The sequence below is a fragment of the Helicobacter anseris genome (genome assembly GCF_003364335.1).
GTDB classification, from domain to species: Bacteria; Campylobacterota; Campylobacteria; order Campylobacterales; family Helicobacteraceae; genus Helicobacter_H; species Helicobacter_H anseris.
In genome coordinates, this window is the sequence record NZ_NXLX01000004.1 from 21,153 (window position 1) to 37,684 (window position 16,532).

Genomic DNA, 16,532 nt, shown 5'->3' on the forward strand with positions numbered 1-16,532 from the left:
ATCTGCAGTATAGATGATTTTAGTATATATTTTGCTTAAATATCATTTTTCCAATAGGAATATTTAAGAAATTTGCTACGACTTGACATTTGATTTTAAATAATAAAAACAAACGAGAATCTTTTATATTTTCTAAACATTCAAAATTACCCATTCCTTTTGAAATAATCAAATCAGCTTCATTAAACATTTTTTGGATTTTTTTGGGTGCATCAGAATAGATAAAACCAGGACTTGCCATTCCGCTACTTAAGATTTTGCAAAATTTTTGTAGAGGATGACAGAGCGTATTTTGAGTAATATCTTCCAATGTGATATCATTGATAATAGGTTTATCCCTTGTGAGATAAAAAATTTGAATATTTGGATATTGTCTGTAAATTGTTTCAATTAGTATGGCATCAAATAAATTTTCCCCAGCATTATCTGCAAAATAAAGTATCTTTTTGCTTTTTTGAAGCATTTTTTCAAATATTTCAAAATCAAATATGGCAAAATCTGCAGCCGAAGAAAAATTTTCAAAAGAAAAGTGAGTCTGAGAGCCATAATCAATAATATTACCAAGAGCCGCTATTTTGATACTTTCTTTTAATGTTTCATAAGGATTGTTAAGCGGTAGATTTTGTTTTAGATTTTGTGTAATGTTGTGTGCTTTTTGAATGCCTGTTTCTTTGATTTGTTTATAAAAATCTTTTTGATTACTCATGGTGGATAGTTTTTTGTATATGGGAACTGCTATCTTTGGTGGAGGGGCTTTTGGAAGTTTTTTTAAATTTTTTCTGACTTCCTGTAAAATGTCATCATTATTTGTTTGGGGAAAAATATCTAAAATATTTTTAATTTGATTATATAGACACTCAAGACATTGTTTAGAAGCTAACATTTAGTCTTTGATACCACCGATATTGCTAACTTTGCCCCACATGAGCTTATATTTTCTTTGTAAAAATTCAATTTCTTCATTTTTTTTATCCACTTCTTTTTGAAGATTTTGAATCTGAAGCTGGTATGTTTGACATTCTTCTTGTAATGACACGAGTGTATTTTTTAGTAATTGATTTTCTTGAATAATATCAGTTGATGCTTCTGTTTTATTTTTTAATAGGGTTTCGTAAAAAAAAGTTATAGTTTGAATTGTTTTTTCTAGAAAAATAGGCTCAAGAATATTTCCGTTCATATCTATAGCAAGAAGTTGATTGTCAATTTTTTGCAAAAAAATATTGATGGCATCTATTGGGTGAATAAATTTTTCACCGCTATATTCGTGAATTAGTTTTGAATCTAATTCCTCTTTTGTAATATTTGTAAGAGCGCTAAAATGGTCAAGATTAATGAGTTGGTGCATTATTTTGTATATTTATCAAGAAGAGATTCTATATTTTTTACACTACTTGGATCTGCAGATAAAAAGATTTCTACACGGTTATTTTTTATTCTATTTTGAATGGTGTTATTTGGAGCTAACGGATTGTTTTTTCCATAAGAACTAAAAGAAAGCATATTAGGATTGATTCCATTTTCAATCAGTATATTCATAATAGCAGATGCTCTAGCTGCAGCTAAATCAAAATGATTTTTATAAGGCGACAAAGAGGAGAGTGGCGTATCGTCTGTGTAACCTCTAACATTAATTTTTACCTGTTGGGGGAGTTTTTTGATAATGTTGGCTATATCACGAATATATTTACGCATCTCTTCGCTTGTTATAGCGGCACTTTCTCTATCAAAGATTAGCTCTGATGGTAATTGTAGGGTAACTCCTTGTTCAATTTGTTCTAAAACACCACCTTCTTGCACTAGTTGTTCAATCTGAACAATATTTTCCACGGATTTAATAGCACTAGAAACTTGAGCTTGAAAAGATTTTTCACCATCTGTTGTTTCTTCGATATCTCCGGGGTTGGGTGGTATATTAGTTACAGGTTGCAATGTATCTGGTTTTGGAGGAGAATCAAAAATTTTGATAAATTCTAACTTTAGTGCTTCTACTTTAGCTTTATTTTGAGCAGAAATAGCATATAAGGCAATAAATAAGGCAAGCAGTAATGAGAGGAAATCAGCATATGGTACAGCCCATTTCTCTCCAGCAGGACATTCTTGTTGTTTTTTCTTTGCCATTTTATGCCTTATTCAAATTGTGATATTTTTGGATTCCCTGGAGTAATATAGCCAAGTAGCTTTGCTTCAAGATTTCTAGGATTATCACCATTGGCAATACCTACTACACCTTCTAAGATAACAATCTTCTCTTTGATGATATCGTGAGAATTTGCCTTAAGTTTATTTCCCCAAGGTCCAAATATAGCATATGCACACATGATCCCAGTAACAGTTGCGGTAAAAGCTCCAGCAATACCAGCTGCCATTTCAGCAGGGTTATCAAGTTTTTGAAGAGCGAGCATTAGTCCCATAACGGCTCCAACTAATCCAAATGTTGGAGCAGATTCTCCAGCAACCAACCAATAATGCGCAGCTCCATGATAATACTCTTCTAGCTGTTCAATTTGGATTTCCATCTCCTCTTTCACACTTTTCCCATCTTGCCCATCAATAATTTTAGATAAAGCCTCTCGCATAAAGTCATCCTCAATCTGAGCAACTTTTGCCTCAAGTGACAATACACCATCTCTCCTTGCAAGATTTGCAAATTCTACAATTTGATGGATAGTCTCATTGAGATTGACCTTGGAGCCTAAAAAAACAATCTTTACTTCTTTGAAACCTGCTTTGATATAGCTCATATGTGTTCCTGTCATAGCAGAAAACAGTGCAGTAGGGATAATAATAATAACAGAGCTTATGTGGATTAGATGTATAGGATTTCCACCTTCAAGTATGTCTCCAACAGACATAGAAGTAATTGCCAATATCATTCCTAAAAGACTTGATAAATCCATATTTTATACCCTATTTATATAATAAAGACTAAATTATATCATAAATTAAACTTCTTTTATTTGTGAGTTTTTGTATATTAAGATGGATAGGAATTATTTGATGGTGTCAAGAGAGAGACTTGAACTCTCGACCTCCGGCTTATGAGACCAGCGCTCTAACCAGCTGAGCTACCTTGACTTATGTATTAAAAAGTAAGAGTGTAATTCTACGAAAAAAAAAATAAAAAATAGCTTAAGTATTTAAATCAATTTGATTTTGTGATGCAAAAGCATTTTTATAGCGAGCAATAAAATCATGGTTTTTGAAATTATAAGAATTCTGAATCTTATTTTGAATTTTGCCACTATAAAAGCTTGTAAGAGAATAGAGAGATTGTGCAGCTAGCATTTTTTCACTCTCGCTCATTCCTGCTGTTGCTCTTTGGAAGGCTTTATACTCTGGATCGCTCATAAGTTCTAATACTAAAAGGCCATAGGTTTGTCTTTTTGAATCATTCGTATGGTATGACTCATTTTTTTGAGTATTTTCTATGGTGTTGTTGGTGTTAATTACTTGAGATTTAATAATGTCTTGTTTTGCATTAAATAATTCCTGAAGAGGATTTTTTTGTGCGCTAGCGTGAGAATGAATTTGCATAATCTTTTACTCCATTTTTATAGAGTAAAAAGCAAATGTTATGCCAACTTTTATAAAATTAGTTTATAGAGTTTCAAAAATTGTTAATAATTGTTCTGCAATTTGTTTAGCCATCTGTAGATTCATTTTTTGATGACATGGAATTGAGATTTCTGCATTGTAAAAATATTCAGCTTGAGGAAGAAACATTTGAGGATATCTATCTTTATAATAAGAGAATTGATAGATTGGTTTATAGTGAATTTGAATACCAATCTTTTCTTTTAAAGCTTTTTGAAAAATTTGCTCTTTTTTTTCAAAAAGATTGGGGTTAATTAAGATTGGATAGAGGTGATTGCTTGATTGATGGATATTGTTTTGGTGCAAGGTTGTAAAAAAAGGATTTTTAGCAAAAAAATTATCATAGAAGCAAGCAATTTCTTCACGAATTTGAATAAATTCTTCTAGTTTTTTCAGTTGAGAAATGCCCAATGCTGCTTGAATTTCATTCATTCTAAAATTAAAACCATTTGTTATAACATCATAGCACCATAAATGTTTCTTTAAAACACCATGAGATCTGATTAGTTTTGCTTTTTCATAAATATCTTTAGAATTTGTAAGCAGAGCACCACCTTCAATCGTTGTAATTGGCTTTACTGGATGAAAGCTAAAAATAGTTGCATCAGCTAGCGATCCAATACGTTTATTGTTAAATCTTCCACCTATTGAGTGAGAGCTATCTGAAATGAATACAAGTTTATTGTTTTTTGCTATTTGTTGTATCTTTTCAACCTCTACACTTTTTCCACCATAATCTATTGAGACAATTGCCTTTGTTTTTGGGGTTATGAGAGAGGAAATCTTATTTTCATCAATATTTCCATCAGATTTTATATCACAAAAAATAGGCATAGAATGATTTTGTAATAGCATATTGCTTGTTGCAACAAAACTAATAGGAGTTGTTATGGCTTCAAAACCTCCTAGGTTGCAGGCATTATATGCAGCATATAATGCTGAAGTAGCAGAATTAAAACCAAGAGCATATTTTACTTCGCAGAATTGACACAAATCCTCTTCAAATTTTTCAATTATATGTCCTTGTGTCAATAATGGGGATCTTAGTGTTTGAATTACACTAGCAATATCATCCTCTTGAATAAGTTGTGTGCTATAAGGTTGCATTATGCAAGAAGTTTTGATACTCTCTCAAGAGATAAATTATCAATATTGTGAGCATTTCTAAGAGCATCAGTTGACAGCATACTTGGATTAAGTTGATTATAATCTCTGTTGCCTATAGTGAGGGAATTGTTTAATTTATTTTGCAATATGCTAATAGTCTGTTTAATTTGGTTTTGCTGAATTTTGAGTGATTGTGTAAAGTGTTTAGCATCTTGAGAATTGTTAATGTTAGAACCCTCTTTTTTTAACGCATAAAAATCAATATTGATATGAGATGAGAAATTCTTATAGTTTGTGTCAAATACATTAGTTTTTCCAAGATTTGCATTTGTAAAAGCATTTGAGATTTCTTTTCTCATAGATGCAAATTCTTCATTTTTTAAGTTTGCTTGAATTTGCGTTTCAAGTTTTTGAAGGGTTTTTGAAGCAATTTGTAATCCACCAATAGCCTGATTAATCTCTTTTACATCTCCACCTAAAATATTTTGACTAATCTTTAATGCATCTTGTTGAATGGTTTTTGTTTTTTCCTGCGGATTTTTTCTTATTTCTTGTTCAATTTTATGTGAAATCTTTGTAGGCAAAGATGCATGAGATACTATTTTCATATGAGCTATTCCTTAAGTATATTTTAAAATAAATATAAGCATTTTTTATTCCATATTTTGCTCAAGATATTTTGTATGAATACTTGCATTTCTAAAATCTTGATTATCCATCATTTTTAGATGAAAAGGAATGGTCGTTTTTATGCCTTCAATGCAAAATTCTTTGAGTGCTCGTTTGGTTTTTGCGATAGCCTTATCTCGATTTTCACCCCAAATAATAAGTTTACCAATCATAGAATCATAATGCATAGGAACAGTATAGCCAGAGTATGCGTGGGTATCAATACGCACATTGGCTCCTCCAGGAGCTATCCATTTTGTAATTTTTCCAGGACAAGGATAAAATTTTACAGGATCTTCTGCTGTAATTCTACATTCAATGGAATGTCCATGGAATTTTATTGAATCTTGAGGAGGTAGTTTTTCTCCCTCAGCAATTTTAATCATCCATTCAACCATATCAAGACCACTAACCATTTCGCTAACCGTGTGTTCAACTTGCAATCTTGTATTCATTTCCATGAAATAAAAATCTTTGTTATTTGCATCTAGTAGAAATTCAAAAGTTCCAGCTCCGACATATCCAATATGTTTTGCAGCTTTTACCGCAGTTTCTAATAATCTTTTTCTTGTGCTTTCTTCTAAAATTACTGCTGGAGTTTCTTCAATGAGTTTCTGTTGTCTTCTTTGTGCAGAACAATCTCTTTCTCCTACATGAATTACGTTTCCATATTTATCTGCCAAAATTTGTACTTCAATGTGTTTTGGATTCAGGATGAATTTTTCCATATAGATTGTGCCATCACCAAAGGCACTTAGAGCTTCGCTTTCTGCAGCAAGATAAAGATTTTTTAATAGGGATTCGTTTTCTACAACACGCATACCCCTTCCTCCTCCTCCTGCAGCAGCTTTTATGATAACGGGATAACCAATTTTTTGTGCGACTTCTTGTGCTTCTTGATAGCTTTTTAATGCGCCATTACTTCCTAGAATTACAGGAACACCAGCTTCCTTCATTACATCTTTGGCTTTTGATTTATCACTCATTAATACCATTACTTCTGCACTAGGTCCAATAAACTCAATTCCATGATGTGAGCAAATCTCTACAAAATGTTGATTCTCGCTTAAAAAACCGTAACCAGGAAAAATTGCATCGGCATTAAAAAGCTCAGCTGCGCTCATAATAGCTGGTATATTAAGGTAGCTTTCGCTAGATTTTGGACCGCCTATACAAATCTTTGTATCAGCAACATCTAAATAATGTGCTTCTTTATCTGCAGTAGAATAAATGGCAATTGCTTCTTTTCCCATTTCTTGGATTGTTCGAATAGCTCTAAGGGCAATTTCTCCACGATTGGCAATTAAAATTCTTTTAATTTGTTTTTTTTCTACATTCATTATATTCTTTCTACCTTCACAAGTTTTGAGCCAAATTCTACGGGTTGTGCATCATTTGCTTCAATTGATAAAATCTTACAATCATATTCTGCTTCAATCTCATTCATAATTTTCATGGCCTCTACAATACCAATAGTTTGACCTTTTTTTACTACATCTCCAGCTTTGATATAAGGTGCTGCTCCAGGAGATGGACATTGATAAAAGGTTCCAACCATGGGAGAAAGTATAAAATCCCCACTAGCATTAGAGGATGAGGTATTAGATTCGGATATTGGCGTTGGAGTAGGTGAGGTTGTCGGTAAGTTTGTTGTTATGGGTGTTATTGTTGGAGAAACATTGAGGGAAGTATTTTTTTCAAGTTCGATTTCAAAATTATCCTGTTTAATTTTAATTTTAGAAGTTTCACTTTTATTAAAAGTTTCAATTAAATCTTTTATTTCCTTTAAATTCATACTATAACCCTTTTTGGTATTGAGATAGCCTTTTTAAGGCTTTGATTCTGGTATAATACCATAAAAATAATTAAAAATTAAAATCACTAGGAAAATACGATGGGCTTAAAATCAGACATTTGGATTAGAGAGATGAGTTTGAAACATGGAATGATAGAACCATTTTGTGAAAAACAGATTGGCAAAGGAGTGGTTAGTTTTGGTTTAAGTAGTTATGGTTATGATATTAGAGTAGGTAATGAATTTAAAATTTTTACAAATGTAAATACTACAATCGTAGATCCAAAATCTTTTGATGATCAAAATGTTGTGGATGTAGATGCAGCAAAAGATGGATATTGTATAGTTCCAGCAAATTCTTTTGCTTTGGCAAGAACAATAGAGTATTTTAGAATCCCTAGAGATGTCTTGGCTATATGTCTTGGAAAAAGCACATATGCTCGTTGTGGTATTATTGTAAATGTTACACCATTTGAGCCAGAGTTTGAGGGACAGATTACAATAGAGATTTCAAATACAACGCCTCTGCCTGCAAAAATTTATGCAAATGAGGGGATTGCTCAAGTTCTTTTTTTAAAAGGTGATGAAATTTGCGAAAATAGCTATAAGGACAAAAATGGAAAATATCAAGGACAAATAGGTATAACATTGCCTAGGATTTTGAAATAGTAAGCAATGTTATTATTTTGAGATATCTAAAATGAATGAGAGATAAGTAACGAGACTTGTTTATCTTCTACACCATTATCAAGTTTCTTAGTATCAATGTCAATTTGAATATTGGTATTTTTGTCTATATATTTACTAGAGACGATATATGACAATCCATATCCTAATATAGCTCCAGATATTACTTGAGTGATTGTGTGTCTCTTGGCAACAACTCTAGAGATTCCAACTAGTGTTGCTAAAACTGTTGTTGGAACTCCCCATTTCCATCCATATCGATGTTGCATAAATCCTGCAGCAGAAAAGGCTGAGGCAGTATGACCAGATGGAAATCCATCAAATGAACCACTATCTGGTCTTTTGCTTATAGATGCTGCATTTGGATGTGTCCTACCTATGGCAGAAAAAGTAAGTTTGCTTGCATAAGTAATTGCAAGTGTGCTACCTGAACCAATTGCAAGTTGTCCTAAACCCTCATAATCTTTTTTTACAAGAGTATAGGTTGCCGCTGCTAAGGGTAGAAATTGAAAAATATCACCATAAATTTGAAAAGCACTTTTAGCATGTATTTGCTGAAAAAGGCAAAAAAATACTAGAAGAGATAAGATACTTTTTTTGAAATACATGATGAGTTTTTAAAGTTCCTTTAAAATTTATAGTTATTTGAAGTTTTAAAAATTTTTTTCATGGTATGCCCAGAGGGATTCAAACCCCCGACCTACAGGACCGCAACCTGTTGCTCTATTCAGCTGAGCTATGGACACATCAAATTATTTTTAAAAATAAAGAGTGATTATATCTAATTTTTCCTTGTAGATATTTTAATGTTTGAAAAATTTTTAAAAATATATTAGAATTAGACATCAGGTTTCCTGATATTTATAATTTTTCTAAAGAAAGTGGGTGATAATCATGCCAGGAATCAAAGTCCGAGAAAATGAGAGCTTTGATGAAGCATATCGTAAGTTTAAAAAACAAACAGATCGCAATCTTGTTGTGACTGAATGTCGTGCAAGAAGATTTTTTGAATCTCAAACTGAAAAGAAAAAGAAGCAAAAAATCAATGCAAAGAAAAAAATGTTAAAAAGACTTTATATGCTTCGTAGATACGAATCTAGATTATAAGATTCTTTTAATCAGCCTCTATTTTGAGGCTAACTTCAAAAATACGCTACAATAACACTCTAAAATATTTTAAAAAGATAGTTAAGATTTTTATATATTTAGTAAATTTGGATTTTCGGAGGTTTTTATGCAGTTTTGTGGAAAAAATGCATTGATAACTGGTGCAAGCAAAAGTATAGGTGCAGATATTGCAAGAGTATTAGCAGGTTATGGATTAAAAGTTTGGATCAATTATAGAAGCAAACCAGAATTGGCAGAAGGTTTAAAAAATGAAATTGAAAGCCAAGGAGGCAAAGCAGCAATCATACAATTTGATGCTACAAATGAGGAAGCTTTTATAGAAGCTATTGCAACTATTGTAGAGAGTGATGGAGAATTAGGTCATTTGGTAAATAATGCCGGTATTACAAATGATAAATTAGCATTGCGTATGAAAACTGATGAGTTTATGAGTGTTATTGATGCTAATCTAAAATCAAGTTTTATTGGATGCAGAGAAGCCTTGAAAGTTATGAGTAAGCAGAGATTTGGCAGTGTGGTAAATATAGCTTCTATTATAGGTGAAAGAGGCAATGCGGGACAAACAAATTATGCAGCAAGTAAGGGGGGAATGATTGCTATGAGTAAATCTTTTGCCTATGAGGGTGCTGCGAGAAATATTAGATTTAATTGTATAACTCCAGGTTTTGTACAAACAGATATGACATCAGAGCTAAAAGAAGAGCTTAAAGAATATTATTTAAAAAATATTCCATTAGGGCGTTTTGCGACAGGGATGGAAATTGCACAGAGTACAGCATTTTTGTTAAGTGAGAGTGCAAGTTATATCACCGGAGAAGTTTTAAAAGTTAATGGTGGCTTATATATGTAATTTAGACGACTAGCATAAATGCTAGTCGTTTTTTTATTCTATATTTGTATAAACTGCTTGAACATCATCATCTTCTTCAATTTTATCAAGAAGTTTTTCTGCTTCAATGAGCTGTTCTTCCGTTAGAACAATTGGGTTATTTGCAATTCTCTGTAAAGAGGCTTTTGTAATAGGTATAGCTAATTTTTCAAAACCTTCACTTAATTTGCCAAAATCTGTATAGTCTCCATATGCAATCCACCTATCATCCTCCATTTGTGTTAGCTCTTCTAATCCATAGTCAATAAGCTCTAATTCAACCTCTTCCATATCAATTTGAGGCTTATGAAATTCAAATACGCTTTTTCTAGAAAACATAAACTCTAAAGATCCATTAGGGACAATACTTGCATTAGGAGTTTTATTAAAATAACTTTTAAGATTTGCAATTGTCCTTGTGGGATTGTCGGTTGTGCATTCAATAAAGATTAACACCCCATTATTTGCCTTGCCTTCATATGTAATCTCACTAAAAACACCATCTTTACCATTTGCACGTTTGATTGCAGCTTCTATGTTGTCTCTAGGCATATTCTGTGCCTTTGCATTTGCAATAGCGGTTCTGAGCTTTGCATTCATCATGGGATCAACACCACCTTCTTTTGCCGCTACTGTAATTGCTTTAGCTAATTTTGGAAAAATTTTACTCATCTTATCCCATCTTTTTTCTTTTGCTGCTCTTCTATATTCAAATGCTCTTCCCATTTTTTCTCCTTATTTAAATTTGTTGTAATAAAGCAAGTTCTTTTGTATGATAGCTAATAATAATATCAGCACCAGCTCTTTTAAAGCTTGTAAGTGTTTCTATCATTACTTTTTCATAATCAATAATGTCTGCTTTTCCAGCAAGTTTGAGCATTGCGTATTCTCCACTTACATTGTATATTGCAAGAGGTAGTAAGCTTCTTTCCCTGATATCTCTAATAATATCTAAATAGGCTAGAGCGGGTTTAACCATGAGAATATCTGCCCCTTGTGCTTCATCATTTAAGCTTTCTAATATAGCTTCTCTACGATTGTGATAATCTTCTTGATAGCTTTTTCTATCACCAAAACTAGGAGTAGATTCTGCTATATCTCTAAATGGTCCATAATACGCACTAGCAAATTTTGTAGAATAGCTCATAATAGGGGTATAAGAAAAATTTGCCTTATCAAGATATTTCCGTATAGTAAAAACCATACCATCCATCATTGTGCTAGGTGCAATAATATCTGCACCACTATTTGCAAGAATAATAGCCTGCTGTCCAAGCAATTCTAGTGTAGCATCATTATCTACTGTTTGCAATTTGGAATCTATAATGCCACAGTGACCATGATCGGTATATTCGCAAAAACAAAGATCAGCACTTATAACCATTTTTGGACAATGTTTCTTAATTGCTTGAATAGTCTGAGCCACAATTCCTTTATCACTAAGCGCATCGCTTCCACAGCTATCCTTATGTTTTGGGATTCCAAATAATAAAATATGATAAATACCTAAATCTTGCAAAATCTTGCATTCTTCTAAGATATTATCAAGACTCATCTGATAAATTTCTGGCATAGAGGCTATGGGATTTTTAATATTTTTGCCTTCTACAACAAAGAGGGGATAGATAAAATCTCTTAAATCAAGTCGTGTTTCACAGACAAGCTCTCTTATTTTTTCATTCATTCTTAATCTTCTAAGTCTTGCAAACATGATTTCTCCTAATATTGAATTCCTATATCTTTAAGTTTTTCTCTGAGATAACGCATTTGAATATTTTTGTCAAAGCACCATTTTGGCGCGATTAAGGTTTCATCATGAGCACCAGAGCTAATGCGTTGAATTATAATATCTTGAGGAATTATTTCCAAAGATTTTGCAATAAGTTCGCCATAAGTTTCTAGAGTAATAGGTTGGTAAAGACCCTGTTCATACATTTTTGCGAGTTTTGTTTGTGAAACGACATAAAGTGGGTGGATTTTGATGCCATCAATACCCCAAGATAGAACAGTTTGTAGAGATTCTAGCATCATTTCTGGTGTTTCATTGGGGAGGCCATAGATAAGATGTGCACATACTTTTATGCCTCTTTGTCTAGTTTTTTTGAATAATTCTGCAATACCTGCTATCCCATGTCCTCTATTTGTGGCTTTTAGCGTTTCTTCAAAAGTAGACTGAATGCCATATTCAAGCCATATTTCTTTTTGATTTAGGGTATATTCTTGCAATAAATCTAGAGTTTTGTCTTCAATACAATCTACACGAGTTCCAATACTCATACCTACAACATTAGGAAAACTTAAGGATTTATCATAAATTGCCTTTAGTGTTTCAAAAGGTGCATAAGTATTACTAAAAGATTGAAGATAAATCATATATTTTTGTATATCAAATTTGTCTTTATGAAAATTTGCGTGCCAACAAAATTGTTCTTCTAATTGCTGTAATTGAATTCCTAAAATAAGATTTTCTGTAATTTTAAAATTCATTTTTGTATGAATTGTCTTATCTAGTTTTATAAGACTTGGAGAAAAGCTTTCATTTCTGCAATAAATACAACCGCCTCTAGCAACACTACCATCAATATTTGGACAGGTAAAACCTTGAAGAGATATGGGAATCTTTCTAATCCTTTGGTGGAATTTTTTTTTAAAATATCTTCCAATTGTGAGTAATTCTCTCACTTTTTTCCTTTCGTATAATCATCAACATAATTTTTATCAAAACAGGCTTGACAAAAATTGTGATGTGTTGTGCCGATGCTTCTTTTTAATCCTTCTAGAGATAAGAAGCCTAAAGTATCAGCTTCAATAAATTTTCTTACTTCTTCTAAAGAATGTGTTGCGCAGATAAGTTCATTGCTATTTGGTGTATCTACACCATAATAACAGGGTGATATAGTTTGAGGAGAACTGATGAGTAGATGTACTTTTTTAGCACCGGCTATCTTTAGTATTTTAATAATTTGTTTACTAGTGGTGCCTCTTACTATAGAATCATCAATTACAATAATTTCTTTATCTTTTATCAATTCAGCAATAGGATTTAATTTTAAGCGGACTTTGAGTTCTCTTGCACTTTGTGTAGGTTCTATAAAAGTTCTTCCAACATAATGATTTCTAATAATGCCCAATTCAAAGTCTATTCCACTTTCTTTGGCAAATCCAATTGCCGCAGCAACACCACTGTCTGGAACAGGTATGACCATATCTGCAGGAATTTTATATTCTTTGGCTAATTCTTTGCCTAAATTTTTTCTTACTTCATAGACATTTTTACCAAAAACCTTGCTATCTGGTCTTGCAAAATAGATGAATTCAAAAACACAAGGATAGGGTCTTGGGGGTAATACTTGGAGTGATGTCAAAGTAACAATCTTTTCTCCAATGCCTTCAAATATAAGCATTTCCCCAGGATTAACTTCTCTAATATATTCTGCACCAACAAGATCAAAGGCACAACTTTCGCTTGCTGTAATATAGCCTATGCTTCCATCTTCATTAGTGATTTTTCCTAAACATAGTGGTCGTAATCCATAAGGATCTCTGATAGCAAACATTTTTCTGCGAGAGAGAAAAATAAGGGCATATGCCCCATCAATTACCTTAATTGAATCAATAATTCGATCTAGTAATTTTTCTTTTTTATTTTGTGCAATAAGGTGAATAAGATTCTCTGTATCAAGATAACTTTGAAAAATTGCTCCAGCTTCTATAAGTTGAGATCGAATGAAATCTGCATTTGTAAGATTTCCATTGTGGACAATAGAGATTTCTCCAAGATTATATCTTGCAAATAATGGTTGTGCATCATCCAAAGATTCTTTGCCTGCTGTTGAGTAGCGATTGTGACCTATACTTATTTTTCCTAAGAGTTTTTTTAGATTTTTCTCATTAAAAACTTTAGTGACTAATCCATTACCCTTATGTGTGTAGATTTTTTTTCCATCACTAGAGCTAATGCCACTTGCTTCTTGACCACGATGTTGCATTGCAAAAAGTGCATAATAACTTTTTAATGCAGCATTATCGACATTATAAGTCCCAACAACGGCACATTTTTCATTCCATTGCTTCATTTTTTACCTCTTTTTTTTGATTGGGAACCATACAAAAATTTTCAACAATACAGTTATGAATTGTAAAGTAATTGGTGCCATTTTTGTGTTGGTAGCTAATTTCAAACCCTTGCGCATCTAGGGTATTTTTGATGATATACATACCTAATCCAAACCCTTGATCAATATGTTTTTTGTCTCGATCTTTAAAATAGGGCTTAAAATATTCATTAAAATCTTTTTTTAAAGCTTTGCCTTTATTTGATATTACAAGATCAAAACATTTAGAATCTACAAAGACCTTTTTGTCTGGACTGTATTTAATTGCATTGTCTAATAGATTTTTTATTGCCATTGCAAAGAGTTCAAAATCTGCTTTAATAATGTCGTTTGGATCATTAAGAATAATTGGATCGGTATCTATATTGTCAATAAGTAGCATTTTTTTTGTATGACTGATAAGATCTTCAAGTAAAAATTCCTCTTTTGATACATGGAGATTCTTTGAGGTGAGTTGTTCAATTTTTGCAAATTCATCAATCAGAGTTTGCAGGCGCTTAAAAACAGAAATCAGACGTTCTTTGTAAAGAGTGTCTTCAATCATTTCAGCAGTAATTCTTCCTTTTGTAATGGGGGTTTTTAATTCGTGCATAATAGAGCGCAGAAAGAGTGTTCTAGATTGTCCTAATGCAGCAATTTTTTTTATTGCGTTATCAAACTCATTGGCTAGCTCTCCAATCTCATCAGATTGCTTTGTTTTGCATTCAACATTTAAATCACCATTTGCAAATCTTTTGATTTGTAAGCGTAGTTTTTTAAGAGGTAACAGACCCCTAATTACAAGAACAAATACAAACACCAATAAAAAAATACCTGTCAATGTAATAAAGTAGTAGGTTTGATAATGTGTGTTAAAGGTATCTTTATATAAAATTGCCTTACCTTGAGTTTCTAGTAGGATATAGATTTCATTATTTAATTGGATTGTTTTAGCAAAGAGACCATTAAATAACGGAGGAAGACGATTGTAATTTAAAAGAGCTTCTTTAATATTCAAGTCTTCAGTAATTTCAAAACCAAGTTCTTGTAAAAATTTCTCGACAGTTTGCAAATCACCATTATTGGTAATAATCTGATTTATTGTTGCAGTAAACTGCTTGTACTTAACCATAGATTGCTTGGATTCATTATCTATTTGAAACTTGATAAAATAAAATGAAAAAGCAAAGAAACTAATAAGTGCAAATACAAATAACAGAGTAATTTTTAAAAAAATAGAATTCTTAATCATTTTTTTATGCTTCTAATTTATATCCAACACCTCTTACTGAAATGATATATTGGGGTTTTTTAGGATCATCTTCTATTTTTGCTCTCAAACGACCAATGATTACATCAATGCTTTTATTTGAGCTTTCTGGGTTAATAGATTCTGATTCAATGGCAATAGCCTCTCTAGAAAAAACATGCCCTTTTTTACTAATGAGTAGGGTTAAGATTTCATATTCTGCACGTGTTAGATCGATTTTTTTATCTTTAAAATATACATCTCTGCTTTCTTTGTCTATTCTAAAAATGGAGTCTTTGTCTTTTTGATCATTTTTTGCATCTTTTTTATTATATCTTCGCAAGAGTGAATGAATGCGTGCTAATAATTCTTGAGGGTCATAAGGTTTTGGTATATAGTCATCAGCTCCATATTCTAAAGCCTTGACTTTATCATCTAAATCACTTCTTGCAGAAGAAATTATAATTGGAATATTTTTTTGTTTGGCTACTCTTTTGCAAACCTCTAAACCATCTAAATTTGGAAGAGTAAGATCTAATAATAAAAGATCGTAAGTATGCGTGGCTAAAGCACTCATTCCTGTGTATGGTTCATCGTAATTTGTTACTTTTACATCATGTTTTTCTAAAAATTCACTTAGAATTTCTGCTAATTCTAGATCATCTTCAATCATTAAAATACTTAACATTTAATACTCCAAAATCAAGCTTAATTTGTTTGGTATAGCTTTTAGTAATATTAGCTTAAAAAGATTTAAAAACTTATTAAATAAACTATTTTTCTAAAGCCTCATCAATTAGAGAGAGTTGATATTCCAAATAATTTATCACCAAATCCAGCTTATCTGATAGGTTTTTAGTTTGACTTGATTGCAATCCTTCAAACAATACCAATGTTTTTTCTCTCATTAGCTCCAAAAAGCGCGCATCAATTTGTATTTCAATTTTTTGTTTATTTTCAGACATATCTAAATTTTGTTTTGTAGGGAAATGTGTTTGATCATTTTCTGTGTAGTCTGAATCAAATTCATCAATTGTTTGTAATATTAGGTCTTTTAATTCCATTGCATTAGCCACCTTTCAAAGGTTTTTAAATCATCACTATTTTGTGCATTGATAAAAAAATTTTTTGCCTTTTGATTAACTTTCCTAGAATAAGAATCATTTTTTTTAAGTCTTAAAAGTGCTTGTTTGGCTTCAAAGTTATTGGGTTCTTTTTTTATTATTTCTTCATAAATAACTAAGGCTTCTTCTTTGAAGCCTTGGAGTTCATAGATGCTTGCTAGAGTAAGTGTTTTAAACAAGAAAACCCCTTTGATTTTTGCAGGTATTCTAACAAAAA

Annotated in this window: 21 protein-coding genes and 2 tRNA genes; 3 read left to right on the forward strand and 20 right to left on the reverse strand. The window is 31.8% G+C overall.

Annotated features, from left to right (window positions below):
- Nucleotides 1-19: 19 nt before the first annotated feature.
- The 10 genes from CQA57_RS02510 to accB all read right to left on the reverse strand — a co-directional run bounded on the left by CQA57_RS02510 (nucleotide 20) and on the right by accB (nucleotide 7,165).
- Nucleotides 20-883, reverse strand: a complete 864-nt coding sequence (locus CQA57_RS02510; protein WP_115578668.1) for a damage-control phosphatase ARMT1 family protein — start codon at nucleotides 881-883, stop codon at nucleotides 20-22.
- On the reverse strand, nucleotides 884-1,345 hold the full coding sequence (locus CQA57_RS02515) for a DUF3972 domain-containing protein (protein ID WP_115578669.1): 462 nt from the start codon (nucleotides 1,343-1,345) through the stop codon (nucleotides 884-886).
- Nucleotides 1,345-2,118 (reverse strand): flagellar motor protein MotB, encoded by a 774-nt coding sequence (motB, locus tag CQA57_RS02520; RefSeq protein ID WP_115578670.1) that lies wholly within the window; start codon nucleotides 2,116-2,118, stop codon nucleotides 1,345-1,347. The genes CQA57_RS02515 and motB overlap by 1 nt, the downstream gene beginning before the upstream one ends.
- An 8-nt stretch (nucleotides 2,119-2,126) precedes the next feature.
- Nucleotides 2,127-2,897, reverse strand: a complete 771-nt coding sequence (motA, locus tag CQA57_RS02525; RefSeq protein ID WP_115578671.1) for a flagellar motor stator protein MotA — start codon at nucleotides 2,895-2,897, stop codon at nucleotides 2,127-2,129.
- Nucleotides 2,898-2,998: 101 nt separating this feature from the next.
- A tRNA-Met gene (locus CQA57_RS02530) sits at nucleotides 2,999-3,075 on the reverse strand.
- A gap of 54 nt (nucleotides 3,076-3,129) precedes the next feature.
- Nucleotides 3,130-3,534, reverse strand: coding sequence for a hypothetical protein (locus tag CQA57_RS08325; RefSeq protein ID WP_115578672.1), 405 nt, complete (start codon nucleotides 3,532-3,534; stop codon nucleotides 3,130-3,132).
- A 63-nt stretch (nucleotides 3,535-3,597) separates the two neighbouring features.
- A complete protein-coding gene (gene pseC, locus CQA57_RS02540) occupies nucleotides 3,598-4,701 on the reverse strand; it encodes a UDP-4-amino-4,6-dideoxy-N-acetyl-beta-L-altrosamine transaminase (protein WP_115578673.1) in 1,104 nt (367 codons plus the stop codon).
- Nucleotides 4,701-5,309 (reverse strand): hypothetical protein, encoded by a 609-nt coding sequence (locus CQA57_RS02545; RefSeq protein ID WP_115578674.1) that lies wholly within the window; start codon nucleotides 5,307-5,309, stop codon nucleotides 4,701-4,703. The genes pseC and CQA57_RS02545 overlap by 1 nt, the downstream gene beginning before the upstream one ends.
- Nucleotides 5,310-5,354: 45 nt before the next feature.
- On the reverse strand, nucleotides 5,355-6,710 hold the full coding sequence (locus CQA57_RS02550; protein WP_115578675.1) for an acetyl-CoA carboxylase biotin carboxylase subunit: 1,356 nt from the start codon (nucleotides 6,708-6,710) through the stop codon (nucleotides 5,355-5,357).
- Nucleotides 6,710-7,165: an acetyl-CoA carboxylase biotin carboxyl carrier protein gene (gene accB, locus CQA57_RS02555; protein ID WP_115578676.1), complete on the reverse strand. Its 456-nt coding sequence runs from the start codon at nucleotides 7,163-7,165 to the stop codon at nucleotides 6,710-6,712. Before accB ends, CQA57_RS02550 begins: the two co-directional genes overlap by 1 nt.
- Nucleotides 7,166-7,264: 99 nt before the next feature.
- Here accB and dcd point away from each other — a divergent pair, with 99 nt between their 5' ends.
- Nucleotides 7,265-7,834 carry a dCTP deaminase gene (gene dcd / locus CQA57_RS02560; RefSeq protein WP_115578677.1) on the forward strand — a complete coding sequence of 190 codons (570 nt, stop codon included), beginning with the start codon at nucleotides 7,265-7,267 and terminating at the stop codon, nucleotides 7,832-7,834.
- A 26-nt stretch (nucleotides 7,835-7,860) separates the two neighbouring features.
- Here the strand turns inward: dcd and CQA57_RS02565 are convergent, their stop codons facing one another.
- Nucleotides 7,861-8,460, reverse strand: coding sequence for a phosphatase PAP2 family protein (locus tag CQA57_RS02565; RefSeq protein ID WP_115578678.1), 600 nt, complete (start codon nucleotides 8,458-8,460; stop codon nucleotides 7,861-7,863).
- Nucleotides 8,461-8,521: 61 nt separating this feature from the next.
- Nucleotides 8,522-8,598: transfer RNA gene (locus CQA57_RS02570), tRNA-Arg, on the reverse strand.
- A 148-nt stretch (nucleotides 8,599-8,746) separates the two neighbouring features.
- On the opposite strand from CQA57_RS02570, the gene rpsU reads away from it, so the two are divergent.
- Together rpsU and fabG are read left to right on the forward strand one after the other, a co-directional pair.
- Nucleotides 8,747-8,959 carry a 30S ribosomal protein S21 gene (rpsU, locus tag CQA57_RS02575; protein ID WP_104697766.1) on the forward strand — a complete coding sequence of 71 codons (213 nt, stop codon included), beginning with the start codon at nucleotides 8,747-8,749 and terminating at the stop codon, nucleotides 8,957-8,959.
- A gap of 127 nt (nucleotides 8,960-9,086) precedes the next feature.
- Nucleotides 9,087-9,830, forward strand: coding sequence for a 3-oxoacyl-ACP reductase FabG (gene fabG / locus CQA57_RS02580; RefSeq protein WP_115578679.1), 744 nt, complete (start codon nucleotides 9,087-9,089; stop codon nucleotides 9,828-9,830).
- Between the two features lie 33 nt (nucleotides 9,831-9,863).
- On the opposite strand, the gene CQA57_RS02585 is transcribed toward fabG, so the two are convergent.
- From CQA57_RS02585 to CQA57_RS02620, 8 genes are all read right to left on the reverse strand, one after another.
- Nucleotides 9,864-10,574, reverse strand: coding sequence for a YebC/PmpR family DNA-binding transcriptional regulator (locus tag CQA57_RS02585; protein WP_115578680.1), 711 nt, complete (start codon nucleotides 10,572-10,574; stop codon nucleotides 9,864-9,866).
- A gap of 13 nt (nucleotides 10,575-10,587) precedes the next feature.
- Complete coding sequence (gene hemB, locus CQA57_RS02590; protein ID WP_115578681.1) at nucleotides 10,588-11,559, reverse strand: porphobilinogen synthase; 972 nt, start codon at nucleotides 11,557-11,559, stop codon at nucleotides 10,588-10,590.
- An 8-nt stretch (nucleotides 11,560-11,567) separates the two neighbouring features.
- Nucleotides 11,568-12,530 carry a TIGR01212 family radical SAM protein gene (locus CQA57_RS02595; protein ID WP_115578682.1) on the reverse strand — a complete coding sequence of 321 codons (963 nt, stop codon included), beginning with the start codon at nucleotides 12,528-12,530 and terminating at the stop codon, nucleotides 11,568-11,570.
- The gene (gene purF, locus CQA57_RS02600; protein WP_115578683.1) at nucleotides 12,527-13,924 is read right to left on the reverse strand and encodes an amidophosphoribosyltransferase; all 1,398 of its coding nucleotides are present in this window, start codon (nucleotides 13,922-13,924) and stop codon (nucleotides 12,527-12,529) included. The genes CQA57_RS02595 and purF overlap by 4 nt, the downstream gene beginning before the upstream one ends.
- Nucleotides 13,908-15,194 carry an ArsS family sensor histidine kinase gene (locus CQA57_RS02605; RefSeq protein WP_115578684.1) on the reverse strand — a complete coding sequence of 429 codons (1,287 nt, stop codon included), beginning with the start codon at nucleotides 15,192-15,194 and terminating at the stop codon, nucleotides 13,908-13,910. Before CQA57_RS02605 ends, purF begins: the two co-directional genes overlap by 17 nt.
- A 4-nt stretch (nucleotides 15,195-15,198) precedes the next feature.
- The gene (arsR, locus tag CQA57_RS02610) at nucleotides 15,199-15,879 is read right to left on the reverse strand and encodes an acid response regulator transcription factor ArsR (RefSeq protein WP_115578685.1); all 681 of its coding nucleotides are present in this window, start codon (nucleotides 15,877-15,879) and stop codon (nucleotides 15,199-15,201) included.
- Between the two features lie 85 nt (nucleotides 15,880-15,964).
- The gene (locus tag CQA57_RS02615; RefSeq protein WP_115578686.1) at nucleotides 15,965-16,255 is read right to left on the reverse strand and encodes a CiaD-like domain-containing protein; all 291 of its coding nucleotides are present in this window, start codon (nucleotides 16,253-16,255) and stop codon (nucleotides 15,965-15,967) included.
- Nucleotides 16,246-16,494 (reverse strand): tetratricopeptide repeat protein, encoded by a 249-nt coding sequence (locus CQA57_RS02620; protein WP_115578687.1) that lies wholly within the window; start codon nucleotides 16,492-16,494, stop codon nucleotides 16,246-16,248. Before CQA57_RS02620 ends, CQA57_RS02615 begins: the two co-directional genes overlap by 10 nt.
- Nucleotides 16,495-16,532 lie beyond the last annotated feature (38 nt).